Source organism: Mycobacterium sp. 3519A, from assembly GCF_900240945.1.
Lineage (GTDB): Bacteria > Actinomycetota > Actinomycetes > Mycobacteriales > Mycobacteriaceae > Mycobacterium.
Genome location: NZ_OESG01000012.1, coordinates 147,212 through 166,823, shown reverse-complemented (window position 1 = coordinate 166,823; position 19,612 = coordinate 147,212). Strand labels below are relative to the sequence as shown.

The 19,612-nt window shown below is 67.3% G+C and carries 20 protein-coding genes; 12 read left to right on the top strand and 8 right to left on the bottom strand.

Annotation, left to right across the window (positions count from 1 at the left end; all coding sequences use genetic code 11):
* Positions 1 to 110: 110 nt before the first annotated feature.
* The 3 genes from C1A30_RS02925 (at position 111) to C1A30_RS02915 (ending at position 3,264) form a co-directional block, all read left to right on the top strand.
* Positions 111 to 782, top strand: a complete 672-nt coding sequence (locus tag C1A30_RS02925; RefSeq protein ID WP_101946780.1) for an SDR family oxidoreductase — start codon at positions 111 to 113, stop codon at positions 780 to 782.
* Positions 783 to 850: 68 nt separating this feature from the next.
* Positions 851 to 1,780 carry an LLM class F420-dependent oxidoreductase gene (locus C1A30_RS02920; protein WP_101947591.1) on the top strand — a complete coding sequence of 310 codons (930 nt, stop codon included), beginning with the start codon at positions 851 to 853 and terminating at the stop codon, positions 1,778 to 1,780.
* A gap of 110 nt (positions 1,781 to 1,890) precedes the next feature.
* Positions 1,891 to 3,264, top strand: coding sequence for an NAD(P)/FAD-dependent oxidoreductase (locus C1A30_RS02915; RefSeq protein WP_101946779.1), 1,374 nt, complete (start codon positions 1,891 to 1,893; stop codon positions 3,262 to 3,264).
* Here the strand turns inward: C1A30_RS02915 and C1A30_RS02910 are convergent.
* Genes C1A30_RS02910 through C1A30_RS02880 form a run of 7 tightly spaced genes read right to left on the bottom strand, consistent with a single transcriptional unit; the run spans position 3,261 to position 7,982 of the window.
* Complete coding sequence (locus tag C1A30_RS02910) at positions 3,261 to 3,887, bottom strand: urease accessory protein UreD (protein WP_101946778.1); 627 nt, start codon at positions 3,885 to 3,887, stop codon at positions 3,261 to 3,263. The two genes, C1A30_RS02915 and C1A30_RS02910, sit on opposite strands and share 4 nt — an antisense overlap.
* Positions 3,869 to 4,546: an urease accessory protein UreG gene (gene ureG / locus C1A30_RS02905; RefSeq protein WP_101946777.1), complete on the bottom strand. Its 678-nt coding sequence runs from the start codon at positions 4,544 to 4,546 to the stop codon at positions 3,869 to 3,871. Before ureG ends, C1A30_RS02910 begins: the two co-directional genes overlap by 19 nt.
* A 10-nt stretch (positions 4,547 to 4,556) precedes the next feature.
* Complete coding sequence (locus C1A30_RS02900; RefSeq protein WP_101946776.1) at positions 4,557 to 5,192, bottom strand: urease accessory protein UreF; 636 nt, start codon at positions 5,190 to 5,192, stop codon at positions 4,557 to 4,559.
* The gene (locus C1A30_RS02895; protein WP_101946775.1) at positions 5,192 to 6,913 is read right to left on the bottom strand and encodes an urease subunit alpha; all 1,722 of its coding nucleotides are present in this window, start codon (positions 6,911 to 6,913) and stop codon (positions 5,192 to 5,194) included. Before C1A30_RS02895 ends, C1A30_RS02900 begins: the two co-directional genes overlap by 1 nt.
* On the bottom strand, positions 6,910 to 7,224 hold the full coding sequence (locus C1A30_RS02890) for an urease subunit beta (RefSeq protein ID WP_101946774.1): 315 nt from the start codon (positions 7,222 to 7,224) through the stop codon (positions 6,910 to 6,912). Before C1A30_RS02890 ends, C1A30_RS02895 begins: the two co-directional genes overlap by 4 nt.
* Positions 7,221 to 7,523: an urease subunit gamma gene (locus tag C1A30_RS02885; protein ID WP_101946773.1), complete on the bottom strand. Its 303-nt coding sequence runs from the start codon at positions 7,521 to 7,523 to the stop codon at positions 7,221 to 7,223. The genes C1A30_RS02890 and C1A30_RS02885 overlap by 4 nt, the downstream gene beginning before the upstream one ends.
* A gap of 54 nt (positions 7,524 to 7,577) precedes the next feature.
* Entirely contained in the window at positions 7,578 to 7,982 is a 405-nt protein-coding gene (locus C1A30_RS02880; protein ID WP_101946772.1) for a PaaI family thioesterase, read from the bottom strand.
* Positions 7,983 to 8,043: 61 nt separating this feature from the next.
* On the opposite strand from C1A30_RS02880, the gene C1A30_RS02875 reads away from it, so the two are divergent.
* Positions 8,044 to 8,421: a rhodanese-like domain-containing protein gene (locus C1A30_RS02875; RefSeq protein ID WP_101946771.1), complete on the top strand. Its 378-nt coding sequence runs from the start codon at positions 8,044 to 8,046 to the stop codon at positions 8,419 to 8,421.
* Positions 8,422 to 8,555: 134 nt separating this feature from the next.
* Here C1A30_RS02875 and C1A30_RS02870 read toward each other — a convergent pair whose 3' ends face one another.
* On the bottom strand, positions 8,556 to 9,302 hold the full coding sequence (locus C1A30_RS02870) for an iron reductase (RefSeq protein WP_101946770.1): 747 nt from the start codon (positions 9,300 to 9,302) through the stop codon (positions 8,556 to 8,558).
* 219 nt (positions 9,303 to 9,521) lie between these two features.
* On the opposite strand from C1A30_RS02870, the gene C1A30_RS02865 reads away from it, so the two are divergent.
* The 8 genes from C1A30_RS02865 (at position 9,522) to C1A30_RS02830 (ending at position 19,598) form a co-directional block, all read left to right on the top strand.
* Positions 9,522 to 9,938: a BlaI/MecI/CopY family transcriptional regulator gene (locus tag C1A30_RS02865; protein WP_101946769.1), complete on the top strand. Its 417-nt coding sequence runs from the start codon at positions 9,522 to 9,524 to the stop codon at positions 9,936 to 9,938.
* Positions 9,939 to 9,952: 14 nt separating this feature from the next.
* A complete protein-coding gene (locus C1A30_RS02860; protein ID WP_101946768.1) occupies positions 9,953 to 10,903 on the top strand; it encodes a M56 family metallopeptidase in 951 nt (316 codons plus the stop codon).
* Between the two features lie 52 nt (positions 10,904 to 10,955).
* On the top strand, positions 10,956 to 12,410 hold the full coding sequence (gndA, locus tag C1A30_RS02855) for an NADP-dependent phosphogluconate dehydrogenase (protein ID WP_101946767.1): 1,455 nt from the start codon (positions 10,956 to 10,958) through the stop codon (positions 12,408 to 12,410).
* Positions 12,411 to 12,442: 32 nt separating this feature from the next.
* Entirely contained in the window at positions 12,443 to 13,879 is a 1,437-nt protein-coding gene (locus C1A30_RS02850) for a GuaB1 family IMP dehydrogenase-related protein (RefSeq protein WP_101946766.1), read from the top strand.
* 173 nt (positions 13,880 to 14,052) lie between these two features.
* Complete coding sequence (locus C1A30_RS02845) at positions 14,053 to 15,417, top strand: hemolysin family protein (RefSeq protein ID WP_101946765.1); 1,365 nt, start codon at positions 14,053 to 14,055, stop codon at positions 15,415 to 15,417.
* Entirely contained in the window at positions 15,410 to 16,462 is a 1,053-nt protein-coding gene (locus C1A30_RS02840; RefSeq protein ID WP_101946764.1) for a hemolysin family protein, read from the top strand. The genes C1A30_RS02845 and C1A30_RS02840 overlap by 8 nt, the downstream gene beginning before the upstream one ends.
* Positions 16,455 to 17,354, top strand: coding sequence for a 3-methyladenine DNA glycosylase (locus C1A30_RS02835; protein ID WP_369974090.1), 900 nt, complete (start codon positions 16,455 to 16,457; stop codon positions 17,352 to 17,354). Before C1A30_RS02840 ends, C1A30_RS02835 begins: the two co-directional genes overlap by 8 nt.
* A gap of 45 nt (positions 17,355 to 17,399) precedes the next feature.
* Positions 17,400 to 19,598, top strand: coding sequence for a malate synthase G (locus tag C1A30_RS02830; RefSeq protein ID WP_101946763.1), 2,199 nt, complete (start codon positions 17,400 to 17,402; stop codon positions 19,596 to 19,598).
* The last annotated feature ends 14 nt before the right edge of the window (positions 19,599 to 19,612 follow it).

The following is a 19,612-nucleotide window of genomic DNA, read 5'->3' as shown; positions in this document are numbered from 1 at the left end:
AGATCCCTGGAAGTGTTGCCGTGTCGAATTTCACGCCCTAGCTACTGTCCAGTAACATGACGCCTAACTCGCTGGGGTTCAGCGTTGAACGAAGGCAGGAGGGCCTTGTCATGGAGGTGCTCGTCACCGGCGGCGATACCGATCTGGGACGCACGGTCGCGGAGAGCTTCCGCGACGCGGGCCACCGGGTCGTGATCGCAGGGGCGCGCCGCGACGATCTCGAGGTCGCCGCCAAGGAACTCGACGTCGACGCGATCGTGTTCGACAACACCGATCCGGCCAGCCTCGAAGAGGCGCGCAGCCAGTTCCCGCACCACCTGGACACCATCGTCAACGTGCCCGCGCCGCGCTGGGACGCGGGCGATCCGCGCACCTACACGCTGAGCGACCTGGCCGCGGCGTGGCGCAACGCGCTCGACTCGACCGCTCTTTCGGCGGTGTTGACCGTGCAGATCCTCGGCGATCATCTGCGGTCCGGCGGCTCGATCGTCAACGTCATCCCCGACCAGCCTCGCGAAGGCAGCGCCGAGTCCGCGGTGAAGGCCGCGGTCGCCGACTGGACCGCCGGGCAGGCCGTGCACTTCGGCACTCGCGGCATCACGGTGAACGCGGTGGCGTCGGGCCGCAACGCGGAACCCGGCTACGACGGTCTGTCGCGCACTCCCGCGCCGGTGGCCACCGAGATCGCCCGGTTGGCGTTGTTTTTGACCACGCCCGCCGCCCGGCACATCACCGGGCAGTTGCTGCACGTCAGCCATGGTGCGCTGACGAACTTCGGCTGAATTATTCCCGCGTTCGCCGGAAGCTAAACGGGGTGACCGCCCCGCTTAGTTGTGGTTACGTGAGCCCGGTGACAATCAAACTCGGACTCCAAATCCCCAACTTCAGTTACGGCACCGGCGTCGAGGCGATCTTTCCGACCGTGATCGCGCAGGCCCAGGAAGCCGATGCGGCGGGCTTCGACTCGGTCTTCCTCATGGACCACTTCTATCAGCTGCCCGGCCTCGGCACCCCGGACGACCCGATGCTCGAGGCGTACACCGCGCTCGGCGGGCTCGCAGCGGTGACCGAGAACGTGCAGCTCGGCACCCTCGTGACCGGCAACACGTACCGCAATCCGACGCTGTTGGCCAAGGAGATCACCACGCTCGACGTGATGAGCCAGGGCCGCGCCGTGCTCGGCATCGGCACCGGTTGGTTCGAGCTCGAACACGAGCAACTCGGCTACGAGTTCGGCACCTTCACCGACCGCTTCAACAAGCTCGACGAGGCGCTGCAGATCATCCTGCCGATGCTGCGGGGCGAGCGGCCGACCTTCGAGGGCAAGTACTACCGCGCCAAGGAGGCCATGGCCAATCCTCGGTTCCGTGATCACATCCCGCTGATGATCGGCGGCAGCGGCGAGAAGAAGACAATTCCGTTGGCCGCCAAATACTTTGACCACCTGAACATCATCGCCGGCTTCGACGAACTGGCCCGCAAGGTGGCCGTGGTGAAGCAGCGCTGCGAGGAGATCGACCGCGATCCCGCGACGCTGGAGACCAGTGTTCTGGTCATCGCGATCATCGACGAGAAGTTCCCGGCCGACCAGGTTCCGGAGGACTTCCGGCAGCAGGCGGTGGTCGGTGGCCCTGAGCAGGTGGCCGACCAGATCAAGGAAAAGGTGCTCGACGCCGGCGTCGACGGTGTCATCCTCAGCCCGGTCACCAACATCAATGGGTATCAGCCCGGCAACATCACCGCGGTGGCCGAGAAGTTGAAGCCGATGCTGGCGGGATAGCCGGCGTTTAAACGCGTGTCGGCGTGGCAAATCTCACCGCGCTGCGGGGATGCCGGGCGACTACCGTAGTGTCTGTATAACTGCACGTGTAGTCCGTCGAGGAGCCCAAAATGAGCCATCCCGGAGCCACTGCAACTGAACGCCACAAGGTGGTGATCATCGGTTCTGGTTTCGGCGGTTTGAACGCCGCGAAGGCACTCAAGCATGCCGACGTGGACATCAAGATGATTGCGCGAACCACGCATCATCTGTTCCAGCCGCTGCTGTACCAAGTGGCCACCGGAATCATCTCGTCGGGCGAGATTGCCCCGCCGACACGCATCATCCTGCGCAGGCAGAAGAACGTGCAGGTGCTGTTGGGCAACGTGACCCGCATCGACCTCGCCAACAAGACGGTCAAGTCGGAGTTGCTCGGCCACACCTACGTCACGCCGTACGACAGCCTGATCATCGCGGCGGGCGCCGGCCAGTCCTACTTCGGCAACGATCACTTCGCGGAGTGGGCGCCGGGCATGAAGACGGTCGACGATGCACTCGAGTTGCGCGGCCGAATCCTCGGGGCGTTCGAACAGGCTGAGCGCTCGAGTGACCCCGCGCGCCGCGAGAAGCTGTTGACGTTCACGGTCGTCGGCGCCGGCCCCACCGGAGTCGAGATGGCCGGGCAGATCGCCGAACTCGCCGACCACACGCTCAAAGGCGCGTTCCGCCATATCGATTCGACGCAGGCCAAGGTGATCCTGCTGGACGCGGCGCCTGCGGTGCTACCGCCGATGGGCGAGAAGCTCGGCAAGAAGGCGCAGGCCCGGTTGGAGAAGATGGGCGTCGACATCCAGCTCGGCGCGATGGTCACCGACGTGGACCGCAACGGCATCACGGTCAAGGACTCCGACGGCACCATCCGGCGTATCGAGTCGGCGACCAAGGTGTGGTCGGCTGGTGTCTCGGCCAGCCCGCTGGGCCGCGACCTCGCCGAACAGTCCGATGTGGAGCTGGACCGGGCCGGTCGGGTCAAGGTGTTGCCGGACCTGACCATCCCCGGCCATCCGAACGTCTTCGTGGTCGGGGACATGGCGGCCGTCGAAGGGGTGCCCGGCATGGCGCAGGGCGCCATCCAGGGCGCCAAGTACGCGGCCAAGGCCATCAAGGCTGAACTGCGGGGCGCCGATCGGACGCAGCGTGAGCCGTTCCAGTACTTCGACAAGGGCTCGATGGCCACCGTGTCGCGGTTCTCCGCGGTCGCCAAGGTCGGCCCCATCGAGTTCGGCGGCTTCATCGCCTGGCTGGCCTGGTTGGTGCTGCACTTGATCTATCTCGTCGGCTTCAAGACGAAGGTCACCACGCTGCTGTCGTGGACGGTCACGTTCCTGTCCAGGGCACGCGGCAACCTGACCATCACCGAGCAGCAGGCCTACGCGCGCACCAGGATCGAGGAACTCCAGGAGATCGCGGCCGGGGTACAGGACGCCGAACGCGCGGCCAGCTAGAGTCGCTCACCCTGCCAGGTCGACAGACAGCCGCCGCCGGCCAGCGCCAGCGTGACCCCTTCGGTCTCGACATCATTGTCGGGATAGTGCAATTCGCTGACGCATGCCGTTGGGGTGCCGAGTGCGTCGTCGGCGACCGATCCGCTGCCCAGTTCGATTCGATGCCGCAGCAGCGGTGACCCGTCGACGTCGGCGTGCAGTGAGCCTGTCCAAAACCCTTCGCGCTCATTGGATCTGCCGATCTGGATGCGTTCGCGCAACCGGACCCGGCTTGCTTCGGCCAGTTCGAGGCGCGTTGACGTGAAGTGGCGCGAGGTGGCGGCGACGACGGTCGGTTGCGGATCGAGGTCGAGATCGCCTGCCACCTCCAGCGTCCAGACCGCATGCGACTCCCGCGTCACCGCACCGGGGAGCGTCACCGTCGCCGCCACGGAGCGCACCCGCAGCAGGGCGCCTGCCTCCACCACGACTCGGATGTGGATCGCGTCGCCGCCGAGCGGAGTGGCGGCCGCCGACACCAGGTGCACGGTGTCCGGTTCGGTGCGGCGCGCGGCGACCGCTCCCCCGCACTCGATGTGCGGAAGCCTGCCGCTGCGCGCGACGATCAGGACGTCGGAACGCACAACTGCTCTCGCACCCAGGCCAACACCGCCGATGCGGCGGGATCTTCGGTCAACGAGATCAACGCCGTCGGCTTGTCCCCGCGCACCTTGGCCGCGTCGCGACGCATGACGTCGAGATCGGCGCCCACCAGTGGGGCGAGGTCAGTCTTGTTGACCACCAACAGATCTGAATACGTGACGCCAGGCCCGCCTTTACGGGGCACCTTGTCGCCGCCTGCGACGTCGATGACGAAGATCTGCACATCGACCAACCCCGAGGAGAACGTCGCAGTGAGGTTGTCGCCGCCAGACTCGACGAGGATCAGGTCGAGGCGGTCGTTGCGCGCGATCAGGTCCTCGATCGCATCCAGGTTCGCGGTGATGTCGTCGCGGATCGCGGTGTGCGGGCACCCGCCGGTCTGCACCGCGGCGATCCGGTCGTCCGGCAAGACGGCCTGGCGGCGCAGGAAGTCGGCATCCTCGGTGGTGTAGATGTCGTTGGTCAGCACGGCCAGCGACAACTCGTCGCGCAGTTGCCTGCACAGCGCGGCCACCAGCGCGGTCTTACCGGAGCCGACCGGGCCGCCGACGCCGATGCGCAGCGGTTCGCCCGGCTCCCGTTGGCGGCGCGGACGCTCGGTGTGGGTGTGGACGTCGCCGTCGAGGTAATGCGGTGGCATGTGCGGCCTTTCAGGAGACGAAGAGCGGACGTTCGCGTTGGCTGTGCCGCTGGGCCAGCACGTCGAGCAGCGGATCGGACAGGTCGGCCAGTCCCTTGGCGGCCTCGGCGGAGGTGGCCTCGCACAGCGGTGCCAGGTCGAAGGTCACGGCTGCGACGTCGCCGGGATCGAGCGCCAGCAGGCGCTGTGCGGCCGTCGCGGAACCGGTCATCGTGGTGTACACCACCGACACCGCGGTCTCGTCGGGGTGCAGCCCGCTGGCCCTGCCGACCTCCCCCGCGGCGCCCGCGAGGTGCGGGGTCGACCCGAGGGGCCGCCAATCGTGGTCGGGCCACACCCGCCGAGCGAGCCTGGCGAGCCCGCGGCCCTGGGCCCGCGACGCCTGCCGCGCGGCGAGAGCCGGTGTGCGAGCGTCGGTTTCGCGGTCCGCCCGGTCGACGGTCAGGGTGCCGTCGTGCACGGCGACGGCCAGCGACGCCGTCACCAGGCCGTGGGTGCGGATTCTGCGGCTCAAGTAGGCCCGCAGCGTCGTCAGGTCGGTCACCAGACCGGAAGTGACCGCTTCTTCGACGCCTCCGGAGTGCACATGACCGCCGGTGGGCAGCCGTGAATCGGCCAGCGTCAGCAGTGTCGATAGGTTTGTCATCAGAACAGGAAATATCGTTGCGCCATTGGCAATTCGTTGGCTGGTTGTTCCTGCCACACTTCACCGTCGATGCGCACCGTGAAGGTGTCGGGATCGACTTCGATGTTCGGCATCGCGTCGTTGAGAGGCATATCCGCTTTGCCGACCTTGCGGACGTCTCGCACCCCGACCAGCCTGCGTTTCACGTTGATCCGGTCGGCGAGGCGATCTTCGAGCGCCTGGGGTGCCACGAAGTGCACCGAGTTGGCTGCCGCGGCCGCGGGCGCCGCGCCGAACATCGGCCGTGGCAGTACGGGCTGCGGCGTCGGGATCGACGCGTTGGCGTCGCCCATCGCGGCCCAGGCGATCATGCCGCCTTTGATCACCATGTGCGGGCGGACGCCGAAGAACGCGGGCTGCCACAGCACCAGGTCCGCGAGTTTCCCGGTCTCGACCGACCCGACTTCGCGGTCGATCCCGTGCGCGATCGCCGGGCAGATGGTGTATTTCGCGATGTACCTCTGCACCCGGTTGTTGTCTGCCGCACCGTCACCAGGGAGCGCGCCGCGGCGCTTCTTCATCATGTGCGCGGTCTGCCAGGTCCGCATCACCACCTCGCCGATGCGCCCCATGGCCTGCGCGTCGCTGCCGATCATCGAGATGGCGCCGATGTCGTGCAGGAGGTCTTCGGCCGCGATGGTCGACGGCCGGATCCGGCTCTCGGCGAACGCCAGGTCCTCGGGAATGCTGGGGTTGAGATGGTGGCAGACCATCAGCATGTCGAGGTGTTCGTCGAGGGTGTTCACCGTGTGCGGCCGGGTCGGATTGGTCGAACTCGGAAGGACATTGGGCTCCGAGGCGACGGTGACGATGTCCGGTGCGTGACCGCCGCCCGCGCCCTCGGTGTGATAGGCGTGGATGCCGCGGCCTGCGATGGCCGCCAAGGTGTCCTCGACGAAGCCGAGTTCGTTGAGCGTGTCGGTGTGCAGGTTGACTTGGACGCCGTACTCGTCGGCCACTCGCAGGCAGGCGTCGATGGCGGCCGGCGTCGAGCCCCAGTCCTCGTGTAGCTTGAAACCCGCAGCGCCGGAACGCAACTGCTCTCTCATTGAGTCGAGCCTGATCGTGTTGCCTTTGGCGAGCAGGGCGATGTTCAACGGCCAGTGGTCGAGCGCCTCGAGCATCCGGGCCAGATGCCATGCGCCGGGCGTGACCGTGGTGGCCTTGCTGCCCTCGGCCGGTCCGGTGCCACCGGCGACGATCGTGGTGATGCCCCCGCCGAGCGCCTCTTCCATGATCTGCGGGCAGATCAGATGCACGTGACAGTCGATGGCGCCCGCAGTGAGGATCAGACCGTTGCCCGCAATCACTTCGGTGCCTGGGCCGACGACGAGGTCGGTGCTCACCCCCGGCATGATGTCGGGGTTACCGGCCTTGCCGATCCCCGTGATCCGACCGCCGCGAATCGCGATGTCGGCCTTGATGATTCCCCAATGGTCGACGATGGTCGCACCGGTGATCACGGTATCGGGCGAGCCTTCGGCTCGAATGGTCTTGCCTTGCCCCATCGACTCGCGGAGCACCTTGCCGCCGCCGAACACCGCCTCGTCGCCCGCGCGGCCCGGCCCGCCGCTGAGGTCGTCGGTGATCTCGATGAACAGATCGGTGTCGGCCAACCGGATGCGGTCGCCCGTCGTCGGGCCATACAGCTGCGCGTACCGCTGTCGGGACAGTGCAGTCACCGCGAGTCCAGCCTTCCCGGCGGGTCGAGCGTCAGCCCATGCACCGCGCGGTAGCCCCCGAGCGGTACCAGTACGACGCGCTGTGCGATGCCCGGCTCGAAGCGCACCGCGGTGCCTGCCGGGATGTCGAGTCGGTGGCCGTGCGCGGCGTCGCGGTCGAAGCGCAGCGCGCTGTTGGCCTGCGGCAGGTGGACATGGCTGCCGACCTGGACGGGGCGATCCCCGGTGTTGACGACGTCGAGGGTCAGCCGTATTGCGCCGGCGTTGATCTCGATGTCACCGTCGCCGTAGACGATTTCACCCGGCTTCATGCGATCGGCTGGTGCACAGTGACGAGCTTCGTGCCGTCGGGAAACGTGGCCTCCACCTGGACGTCGTCGAGCATCTCCGGCACGCCCTCCATCACGTCGTCGCGGGTCAGCACGTCGCGGCCACTGACCATCAACTCGGCGACGGTGCGACCGTCGCGTGCGCCCTCGAGGAGGTGGTCGGTGATCAACGCGACGGCCTCGGGGTGGTTCAGTCGCAGGCCGCGGGCCTGGCGGCGGCGCGCGAGTTCTGCGGCGTAGGAGATCAGCAGGCGGTCCTGTTCATGCGGGGTCAAACGCATAGCGAGGGATATTGCCACGCCTCGGCAAGGACAGCAGCGTCGGAAATATGGCTGTTACTCGGGCGAAATGTTCTGCAAACGAACCTGTCCGCGCGCCACGACGCGGTCGTTGTCGTCGGTGATCGTGATCAGCCACAGCTGCTGGCGGCGACCGCGGTGGATGGGCGTCGAAACCGCGGTGACCGTGCCCGCGGAGATGGCACGCAGGAAATCGGTGTTGTTGTTGACACCGACGACGTGCCCGCCTCCGTTTTCCGACAGCCACACCTGTCCGGAGACGCTCGCTAGTCCTTCGACGATCGAGCAGTACACGCCGCCGTGCACGATGCCCCACGGCTGCAGCAGTTTGTCCTTGATCTGCAGCCGCGCCCGACCGCCGTCGGGGGTGAGCTCCAGGTACTCGACTCCGAGTTCGTTGTCGAATCCCTTACCGAGTTGGCCGGTTACGTCCGTGGTCACGACGTCGTGTTTACACGGGGATCACGGCGTTCCGACGAGTGGCCCGGCGTTATCGTCGAGCATGGCCAGAACTGCGAAAGAACTCGTCGAAGCCGCGAATGCCGTCGTCCCGAAGATCACACCGGCACAGGCCCGGGAGATGATCGCCAAGGGCAACACGTTGGTCGTCGACGTCCGCGACGGCCCTGAGGTGGAGCAGAGCGGCAAGGTGTCGGGCGCGGTGCACGTGCCGCGCGGCATGCTGGAGTTCCGCGCCGACCCCGAATCGCCCTACCACGACTCGACTTTCGCGAAGGACAAGACCGTCATCGTGTACTGCGCGTCGGGTGGCCGCTCGGCGCTGTCGGGCCAGGCGCTCAAGGAACTCGGCTACACCGAGGTCTACAACATGGGCTCGTTCAAGGACTGGGCTGACAGCGGCGGGCCGGTCGACAGGTAGCGCAGATGCGGACAGACCCCGCGCCGATTGACGCGGGGCCTGTCCTTCGAGTGGACCGGGAGTCTCTGCAGCCCTCAGGACTCCGGCGCGGTCCGGTGGTTCGTTCAACTGACTAGAGAATAGGCAAGGCTTGCCTAATTCAGCAAGGCCTTCCTAGCGGCGATCCTGCCGGTGCCCCGAACGGGCAGCCCGAACCCGACCAACGCGTCGAGTACCGCCTGCGCGCGCCGCATGCTGGTCACCTCACTCGAGCCGGCCAGCATGGGCACCTGGGTGGCCGCACTGACCACCGCGCCGCCGACGATGTGCCACATCGACGCCTCGGACATGGCGTCGCCACAGATGTCGGACAGCCGCGCGAACAGGGGCGCCAGTGCTCGGTGACTGCGATGCGCGACCCAGGTCGTCAGTGCCGCTTCGCTCGGCAGCGCGATGATGCCGTCATCGTCGCGGGCCGGATCATCGGGCAGCGCCCGCAGTTGCGGATCGACGACGCCGACCCAGTCGATGGCGCCCTCCGAATCCACGTGCACCCACAGGTTCTCCAAGCCGGTGTCCCAGGCGCGGCCTTCGAGCACGAGCAGCGGCACCACACGTCCGACGACGACGTGAGCGAGCGTGGCGGCCAGTTGCTGGGCGATGGCGGCACGGCTGTCGGTCTCCGCGGCCGTGATGTCGAACATCGTCTGAAGGCGGTCGCCTGTCACCGCATCGGCCAACGGCCACCACCGGCGACGCGACAAATCGCCCATCACCGCGACGCCGTAGACCCGCGGACATTCGGGATAGAGCTCGCGCAACCTGCGACTGGACTGATGCAGGGGCAACGGCCGCCGGATCGCCATGCTCGCGATGAGCGGATCCTCGACCAGAACCGTCATGACACCTCCCGATCTTGAGTTAGGTTAGGCTTACTATAGTCATGCGGCGGGAGGCGGGTACCCCCTGTGACTCGACTCACAAGCGGAGGTGGGAGGGCTGATGACCACGACTCCGAACAGCGCGCAGCGGCGAGACCGTTGTTCTGACGCGTTCGATACGACGCGCCGTAGTAACGCCGTAGTACCCTGGTTCTACTGCCCGTAGGAGATGAACGGAACATGGCAAAGTTGACGCGTCTTGGGGAACTCGAACGCGCTGTGATGGACCACCTGTGGTCTTCCGGTGAGCCCCAAACCGTGCGCCAGGTCCACGAGGCATTGTCGGCCCACCGCGATCTGGCCTACACGACGATCATGACCGTGCTGCAGCGGCTGGCGAAGAAGAACCTCGTCGTCCAGCACCGCGACGACCGTGCGCACCGCTACGCACCCACGCACGGCCGAGACGAACTGGTCGCCGGCTTGATGGTCGACGCGCTCGACCAGGCCGCCGACTCCGGCAGCCGGGAAGCCGCGCTGGTGCATTTCGTCGAGCGCGTCGGCGCCGACGAGGCCGCCGCACTGCGGCGCGCGCTCGCCGAGTTGGAAAGTAAGCACAGCCAGCTCCCACCCGCTGGCAATTCGGGCACCGGCTGAGAAATACTGACAGCGTGTCCGCGCTGGCCTTCACCATCGTCGCGCTGGTCCTGTCGGGACCGGCCCCGGCAGTGTTGGCGCGGGCGTCGTGGCCGATGCGCGCACCGCGCGCCGCGATCGTGTTGTGGCAGTCGATCGCACTGGCCGCCGTGTTGTCGGCGTTCTCCGCGGGGATCGCGATCGCCAGCAGGCTGTTCGTCCCCGGACCGGACGGCCGCCCCACCGCCACCGTCACCAGCGAGATCGACGCGCTGGGCTGGCCGCTGTGGGGCGCCCTCGTCATCGTCTTCGCGCTCACCCTGGTGATCGGCGCGCGACTGACGTTCGCCGTGGTGCAGGTGGCGATCGCCACCAGGCGCAGACGGGCGCACCACCGGATGATGGTCGACCTGCTCGACATGTCGCGCGAGTCGAACCCGCCGCACGTCTGTATGAAGGCCAGCGGCCTACGCATCCTCGATGTCAAGCAGCCGCTGGCCTACTGCCTGCCCGGGGTGCGCAGCCGTGTGGTGGTCAGTGAGGGCACGCTGAAATCGTTGTCGGACAGCGAGATCGACGCGATCCTCACCCACGAGAAGGCGCACCTGCGGGCGCGCCACGACCTGGTTCTCGAGATGTTCACCGCGGTGCATGCCGCATTCCCGCGGTTCGTCCGCAGCGGCAACGCCCTGGACGCCGTTCGCATGCTGATCGAGATGCTCGCCGACGACGCCGCTGTGCGCGTCGCCGGGCCCACTCCCCTGGCCCGTGCCCTTGTCGCGTGCGCGTCAGGGCGCACCCCGTCCGGTGCGCTCGCCGCGGGCGGTCCGACCACGCTGCTGCGGGTCCGCCGCCTCGGCGGGAAGCCGAACAGTCGCATCCTCGCCGCCACCGCTTATGTCGCCGCCGCGGCCGTGCTGGTGGTGCCCACCATGGCGCTTGCCGTGCCGTGGTTGACGGAATTACATCGGCTGTTCGCCGCGTAGAGATAGATAGCGAATAACCCCCTCCACAACAAAACAACGAAAGGCCGCCCGCATGAGCTCGTCTGAAAACACCACCGGCACCGCTCAGATCGGAGTTACCGGCCTTGCCGTGATGGGCTCCAACATCGCGCGCAACTTCGCCAGACACGGCTACACCGTCGCGCTGCACAACCGATCGATCGCCAAGACCGATGCACTGCTGGCCGAACACGGCTCGGAAGGCAACTTCGTCCGCAGCGAGACCATTCCGGAGTTCCTTGCCGCCCTTGAGAAACCGCGCCGGGTGCTGATCATGGTCAAGGCCGGCGATCCGACCGATGCCGTAATCAACGAGCTTGCCGATGCGATGGAGGAAGGCGACATCATCATCGACGGCGGCAACGCCCTCTACACCGACACCATCCGCCGCGAGAAAGCGATGCGCGACCGCGGCCTGCACTTCGTCGGCGCGGGCATCTCCGGCGGCGAGGAGGGCGCGCTGAACGGGCCGTCGATCATGCCCGGCGGCCCCGCCGAGTCCTACAAGTCGCTGGGCCCGCTGCTGGAGGAGATCTCCGCACACGTCGACGGGGTGCCGTGCTGCACGCACATCGGGCCCGATGGCGCAGGCCACTTCGTGAAGATGGTGCACAACGGCATCGAGTACTCCGATATGCAACTCATCGGCGAGGCCTATCAGTTGATGCGCGACGGCCTTGGCAAGAGCGCGTCCGAGATGGCGGACGTCTTCGCCGAGTGGAACAAGGGCGACCTCGACAGCTTCCTGATCGAGATCACCGCGGAAGTGTTGCGGCAGGTCGACGCCAAGACCGGCAAGCCGCTTGTCGACGTCATCGTCGACGAGGCCGAGCAGAAGGGCACCGGCCGCTGGACGGTGAAATCCGCGCTCGATCTCGGCATACCGGTCACTGGCATCGCCGAAGCGGTGTTCGCCCGCGCGCTGTCGGGTTCGGTGCCGCAGCGCAGGGCGACCACTGGTTTGGCGGCTGGCGATCTCGGCGAGAAGCCAAGTGATGCAGACAAATTCGTCGAGGATGTGCGCCAGGCGCTGTACGCCTCGAAGATCATCGCTTATGCGCAGGGCTTCAACCAGCTCCAGGCCGGCAGCGCCGAATACGACTGGGGCATCGACCTCGGCGGTATCGCCACCATCTGGCGCGGCGGCTGCATCATCCGCGCGAAGCTGCTCAACCCGATCAAAGAGGCCTTCGATGAGGACCCGAACCTGCCGACGCTGATCGGCGCGCCCTTCTTCCGCAGTGCGCTCGAGTCGGCGATCGACGGTTGGCGGCGCGTGGTAGTCACCGCCACCCAACTCGGCATCCCGATTCCGGGTTTCTCCTCGGCGCTGTCCTACTACGACGCGCTGCGCACCGAGCGGCTGCCCGCGGCGCTGACGCAGGGGCTGCGAGACTACTTCGGCGCGCACACCTACGCGCGCATCGACGATCGCGACAAGAAGTTCCACACGCTGTGGAGCGGTGACCGCAGCGAAGTCGAGGCCTAGCTTTGTCGCGCGATAACTAGACTTGACGTGACATGCGATTTCTCGACGGCCACCGGCCCGCCTACGACCTGACCTACGAAGACGTCTTCATCGTCCCCGGACGATCGGACGTGCAGTCCCGGTTCGACGTCGATCTGTCGACCCACGACGGGTCGGGCACCACCATCCCGGTGGTGGTGGCGAACATGACGGCGGTCGCGGGCCGTCGGATGGCCGAGACGGTGGCCCGCCGCGGCGGCATCGTGGTGCTACCGCAGGATCTGCCGATCTCGGCGGTCAAGGCGACGGTCGACTTCGTCAAGAGCCGCGATCTGGTCGTCGACACGCCGGTCGTGCTGTCCCCCGACGACTCCGTCTCCGATGCGATGGCGTTGATCCACAAGCGAGCCCACGGCGCCGCGGTGGTGGTGTTCGAAGGCAGGCCGATCGGGCTGGTCACCGAGGCGGGCTGCGTCGGCGTCGACCGGTTCACCCGGGTCCGCGACATAGCGATCTCCGACTTCGTCACCGCACCAGCGGGCACCGATCCGCGCAAGGTGTTCGATCTGCTCGAGCACGCGCCGGTCGACGTGGCCGTGCTGACCGAACCGGACGGCACCCTGGCCGGGGTGCTGACCCGCACCGGGGCGATCCGCGCAGGCATCTACACCCCCGCCGTCGACGACAAGGGCCGGTTGCGCATCGCCGCCGCCGTCGGCATCAACGGCGACGTCGGCGGTAAGGCGCGCTCGCTGGTCGAGGCCGGGGTGGACCTGCTGGTGATCGACACCGCGCACGGCCATCAACTCAAGATGCTCGAGGCGATCAAATCGGTGGCCTCGCTCGACCTCGGCGTGCCGATCGCCGGGGGCAACGTGGTGTCCGCCGAAGGCACGCACGACCTGATCACCGCGGGCGCGTCGATCGTCAAGGTCGGCGTCGGCCCCGGCGCGATGTGCACGACCAGGATGATGACCGGCGTCGGCAGGCCGCAATTCTCCGCGGTGGTCGAATGTGCCGCGGCGGCAAAGCAACTCGGTGGCCACGTATGGGCCGACGGTGGCGTGCGGCATCCCCGCGACGTGGCGCTGGCGTTGGCCGCGGGTGCGGCGAACGTGATGATCGGATCGTGGTTCGCGGGCACCTACGAATCACCGGGCGATCTGATGCGCGACCGGGAGGACCAGCCGTACAAGGAGAGCTACGGGATGGCGTCCAAGCGCGCCGTGGCCGCCCGCACCGCGGGCGACAGCCCGTTCGATCAGGCTCGCAAGGCGCTGTTCGAGGAAGGCATCTCGACGTCGCGGATGGGCCTTGACCCGTCGCGCGGCGGCGTCGAGGACCTGCTCGACCACATCACCTCCGGGGTCCGCAGCACCTGCACCTACGTCGGCGCGGCCACCATCGCCGAGTTGCACGAGAAGGTCGTCCTCGGGGTGCAATCCGCCGCCGGGTTCGCCGAAGGTCACCCACTGCCGACCGGATGGTGACGTCGCGCGGCTAACATAGGTTTTTCTTCACGCCTATCCGAAAGGGACCCTGTGCCGCAGGCACCCGTCGAGGCCGTCGGGCCTGCCGAGCGGCCCGGCGCAGACTCATCCGACGCCGAGCCGTCCCCTAGTCGGCCGGGCATGCGGCCCGGCGAGCTTTTGGCGAGGACGCGATGAGCGTCGTGTACACCGTGCTCGCGGTGCTGGCCTTCCTCGTGCTGACCGCGGGCACCGCCCTGTTCGTCTCGGCGGAGTTCTCGCTGACGGCGTTGGAGCGCAGCACCGTCGAGGCGAACGCCCGCAGTGGCGGCCGCCGCGATCAACTCGTGCAGCGGGCGCATCGCACCCTGTCGTTCCAACTCTCGGGCGCCCAGGTGGGCATCTCGATCACCACGCTGATCACGGGCTACCTCGCCGAGCCGTTGGTGGCACACCTGCTCGAACCGGTGTTCGCGGCGACGACGCTGTCCGATGAGGTGGCCAGCAGCCTCGCGCTGGTGTTGGCGTTGTTGATCGCCACGTCGGTGTCGATGGTGTTCGGCGAGCTCGTCGCGCAGTATCTCGCGGTCGCCAAGCCGCTGGCGGTGGCGCGGGTGGTGGCAGGCCCGCAGGTGTTGTTCTCGACGGTCGTCGCCCCACTGATCCACCTGACCAACGGCACCGCCAATTGGATACTGCGTCGGCTGGGCATCGAGCCCGCCGAGGAACTGCGCTCCGCGCGGTCGCCGCAGGAGCTCGGATCGCTCGTGCGCAATTCGGCGCGGCACGGGTCGCTGGACCCGATCACCGCGACGCTGGTGGACCGCTCGCTGCAGTTCGGGTCGCGGACAGCCGAGGAACTGATGACGCCGCGAACGGAGATCGTCACACTCGAAGTCGACGACACGGTCGCCGATCTGGTCGACGCGGCCATCCGCAGCGGCTACTCGCGATTCCCGATCGTCGACGGCGACCTCGACGAGACCACCGGAATCGTGCACGTCAAGCAGGTCTTCGAAGTGCCGCCGGAGCTGCACAAGACGACGCGGCTGACCGCACTGGTGCAACCGGTCGCACGAGTGCCCTCGACCCTGGACGGCGACGACGTGATGGCGCAGTTGCGCGCCAACGGCCTGCAGACCGCATTGGTGGTCGACGAATACGGCGGCACCGCGGGCATGGTGACGGTCGAGGACGTCATCGAGGAGATCGTCGGCGATATCCGCGACGAACACGACGAACCGACCGCGGACGTGGTGCAGGCCGGTCAGGGCTGGCGCGTATCGGGTCTGCTGCGCATCGACGAGGTCGCCGACGCCACCGGCTTCCGGGCGTCCGAGGGCGAATACGAGACGATCGGCGGGCTGGTGCTGCAACTGCTCGGGCACATCCCCGAAGAGGGCGAGTCGGTCGAACTGACCGCGTTTGACCCGGACGGGCCGATCGACGATCCGATGCACTGGCTGGCGACGGTGGTCCGGATGGACGGCAGGCGCATCGACCAACTGGAGCTCACGCAACTGGGCCGCCGCAACGACAGGGACGTAGCCGATGGGTGACTTTCTCGGCGTCCTCCTGACGCTCGTGCTGTTGGCCGCCAACGCGTTCTTCGTCGGCGCGGAGTTCGCGCTCATCTCGGCGCGCCGCGACCGCCTCGAAACGCTGGCCGAGCAGGGCAAACGCAGTGCGGTCACGGTGATCCGGGCCGGCGAGAACCTGCCGCTGATGCTGGCGGGCGCCCAACTCGGCATCACGGTCTGCTCGATCCTGCTCGGCCGGGTCGGCGAACCGGCGGTGGCACACCTGCTCGAGCGGCCGTTCCACCTGCTCGGCATCCCCGACACCGTGCTGCACACGGTGTCGTTCGTCATCGCGATCACGATCGTCGTGGTGCTGCACGTATTGCTCGGCGAAATGGTGCCGAAGAACATCGCGATCGCGGGGCCCGAGTCGGCGGCCATGCTGCTTGTGCCGCCCTACCTGTTGTGGGTGCGGGCGGCGCGACCGGTCATCGCGGTCTACGACTGGTGTGCGCACGTGATCCTGCGCGCGTTCGGCGTGGAAGCGAAAACCGAACTGGAGAACACGGTTTCGAGTGTCGAGCTCTCGGAGATGATCGCCGAATCGTTGTCGGAGGGGCTGCTCGATCCCGAGGAGCACAACCGGTTGTCGCGCGCGCTGCGGATCCGCAACCGCGTCGTTCGCGACGTCGCGATGCCGCTGCGAGACGTGCACGCCGTTCCCGCGGCCGCCGACGGGTCAGGTCCGACGGTCGCCGCGATCCAGGATGCGCTGGCGGAGACCGGCTACTCCCGCTTCCCGGTGGTCGATTCGCGGGAACGGTTCATCGGCTACGTCCACATCAAGGACGTGCTGGGCCTGGTCGACAACCCGGAGGCGGTGGTCGGCCTCGACGCGGTACGCCCGTTGCCGGAGGTCGCCGAGACCACCTCGCTGCCCGACGCGCTGTCGCTGATGCGGCGCAACAACAGCCACCTCGCGTCGGTCACCGGCGCTGACGGCCAAGTGTCGGCGATGGTCACCCTGGAAGACCTGGTCGAGGACGTGGTCGGCGCCGTCCGCGACCGGACGCACCATGTCTGATGTCGGGCACCGCCCGACGATGTCTGATGTCGGGCTCGACGAGCCCGACTGGACCCACCGCGAACGGCTGCACCAGAAACGGGTGGACGAGTTCTGTGAACCCCGTCGCAGGCGGGCCCGGGTCGGCGAGGCGCACCCGGTTTGGGACTTCCTGTGGACTTACTACAGCCTTCGGCCCCGGCAACTGCGGGTCTGGCATCCCGGTTTCGGGGTGGCGCTCGGCGGTGCGGAGGCGCAGCGCTACCTCGGGCGCGCCGGCTACGGGCGCGGGCGCGACGGAGTGACCGTCACGGTCGAACATCTGCGGACGCGTGCCGACACGGTGCGGTTCATCGCCGGACTGCTGCACGCGACGGCGTCGCGGCAGCCGCGACTGAACTGCTTCGGGATGCACGAGTGGGCGATGGTGTACCGGGCACCGACGGTGCGCCACGAGCAGGTGCCGCTGCGGCTCGGCCAGGCCGGCACCGACGCCGTGGTCGACTCAATGCCGTTGCGGTGCAGCCACTTCGACGCCTACCGCTTCTTCACCGAGCCGGCCGCGAAGCGCAACGTCGAACGTCTCACCCGCGACGGCCAGGTGGGTTCGGAACAGCCCGCGTGCATCCACGCGAACATGGATTTATACAAGTGGGCGTTCAAGCTCGGCCCGCTGGTGTGCTCGGAGCTGGTGATGGATTGTTTGGAACTCGCCGCGCGAGCCCGTTCGCTCGATATGCGGGCCAGCCCCTATGATCTCCGCGACTACGGATTTGACGCGATCACCGTTGAGACGCCAGCCGGTCGCGCCGAGTATGTCCGAGCCCAGCAGCGCATTGCTGAGCAGGCTGCACCGCTGCGGGCCGCCCTGGCCCGCCAATGTGACCTGCTGACCGCCGCTGCTGGCGAATAGCTCAGTTACCGCTGGGTAAGCTGGATCGACGGCTTAGGAGGAAAAATGACGGACCGCGTGACGGTGGGAAACCTGCGCGTCGCCCAGGTGCTGTACGACTTCATCAACAATGAGGCGCTGCCGGGCACCGACATCGACCCCGACAGCTTCTGGGCGGGTGTCGACAAGGTGGTCACCGACCTCAGCCCGCAGAACCAGGACCTGCTCGCCCGCCGCGACGACCTGCAGGCGCAGATCGACAAGTATCACCGCCAGCATGTGATCGAGCCGCTCGATCCCGAGGGCTACAAGCAGTTCCTGACCGACATCGGCTACCTGGAACCCGAGCCGGACGACTTCCCGATCACCACCGCCGGGGTCGACGACGAGATCACCACCACGGCAGGCCCGCAGCTGGTCGTGCCGGTCCTCAACGCGCGGTTCGCGCTGAACGCCGCCAACGCCCGGTGGGGTTCCCTGTACGACGCGCTCTACGGCACCGACGTTATTCCTGAGGACGACGGCGCGGAGAAGGGCACGAGCTACAACAAGATCCGCGGCGACAAGGTCATCGCCTATGCCCGCAAGTTCCTCGACACTGCGGCGCCGCTGGCGTCGGGATCGTGGAGCGATGCGACAGGGCTGAAGATCGACGAAGGTCAATTGGTCGTCGACACGGGCGACGGTTCCACCGGCCTGGCGACGCCCGAGCAGTTCGTCGGCTACACCGGTGAACTCGGCTCGCCGCAGTGGTCGGTGCTGCTGCGCAACAACGGCCTGCACGTCGAGATCCTGGTCGACCCCGAATCCCCCATCGGCTCGACCGACGCGGCTGGCATCAAGGACGTCGTGCTGGAGTCGGCGGTCACCACGATCATGGACTTCGAGGACTCGGTGGCCGCCGTCGACGCCGACGACAAGGTGCTCGGGTACCGCAACTGGCTGGGCCTGAACAAGGGCGACCTGGCCGAAGAGGTCACCAAGGACGGCAAGACCTTCACGCGGGTCCTCAACCAGGATCGGGTGTACACCACCCCGGACGGCGAGGGCCAGCTGACGCTGCCGGGCCGCAGCCTGATGTTCGTCCGCAACGTCGGTCACCTGATGACCAACGACGCGATCACCAGAACCGAAGCCAATGGCGAAGAAACAGAGGTGTTCGAGGGCATCCAGGACGCCCTGTTCACCAGCTTGATCGCGATGCACGGGCTGAAGGCGTCCGAGGCCAACGGACCGCTGGTCAACAGCCGCACCGGCTCGGTGTACATCGTGAAGCCGAAGATGCACGGACCCGCCGAGGTGGCCTACACCTGCGAGTTGTTCAGCCGGGTCGAGGACGTGCTCGGGCTGCCGCAGAACACGCTCAAGGTCGGCATCATGGACGAGGAGCGCCGCACCACCGTCAACCTGAAGGCCTGCATCAAGGCCGCCGCCGACCGCGTGGTGTTCATCAACACCGGCTTCCTGGACCGCACCGGCGACGAGATCCACACCTCGATGGAGGCCGGTCCGATGATCCGCAAGGGTGCGATGAAGAGCACCCAGTGGATCGCGGCCTACGAGGACCAGAACGTCGACATCGGCCTGGCGACCGGGTTCTCCGGTAAGGCGCAGATCGGCAAGGGCATGTGGGCGATGACCGACCTGATGGCCGACATGGTCGAGCAGAAGATCGGTCAGCCGAAGGCGGGCGCGACCACCGCATGGGTGCCGTCGCCGACGGCGGCCACCCTGCACGCCATGCACTACCACGAGGTCGACGTGTACGCGGTGCACGAGGAGCTGGCAGGCAAGCGGCGCACCAACATCGACCAGCTGCTCACCGTTCCGCTGGCCAAGGAGCTGGCGTGGGCGCCCGAGGAGATCCGCGAAGAGGTCGACAACAACTGCCAGTCGATCCTGGGCTACGTGGTGCGCTGGATCGACGCAGGCGTCGGCTGCTCCAAGGTGCCCGACATCCACAACGTGGCACTGATGGAAGACCGTGCGACGCTGCGTATTTCGAGCCAGCTGCTGGCGAACTGGTTGCGCCACGGGGTGATCACCGAGGACGACGTCAAGGCCAGCCTGCGCAGGATGGCCGCGGTGGTCGACGAGCAGAACGCGAAGGACCCCGAATTCCGGCCGATGGCACCGGATCCCGACGGCAGCATCGCGTTCCAGGCGGCGCAGGAGCTGATCCTGTCCGGCGGCGCGCAACCCAACGGCTACACCGAGCCGATCCTGCACCGACGCCGACGCGAATACAAGGCAGCCACGAAGTGAGCGCAAGGGATTAA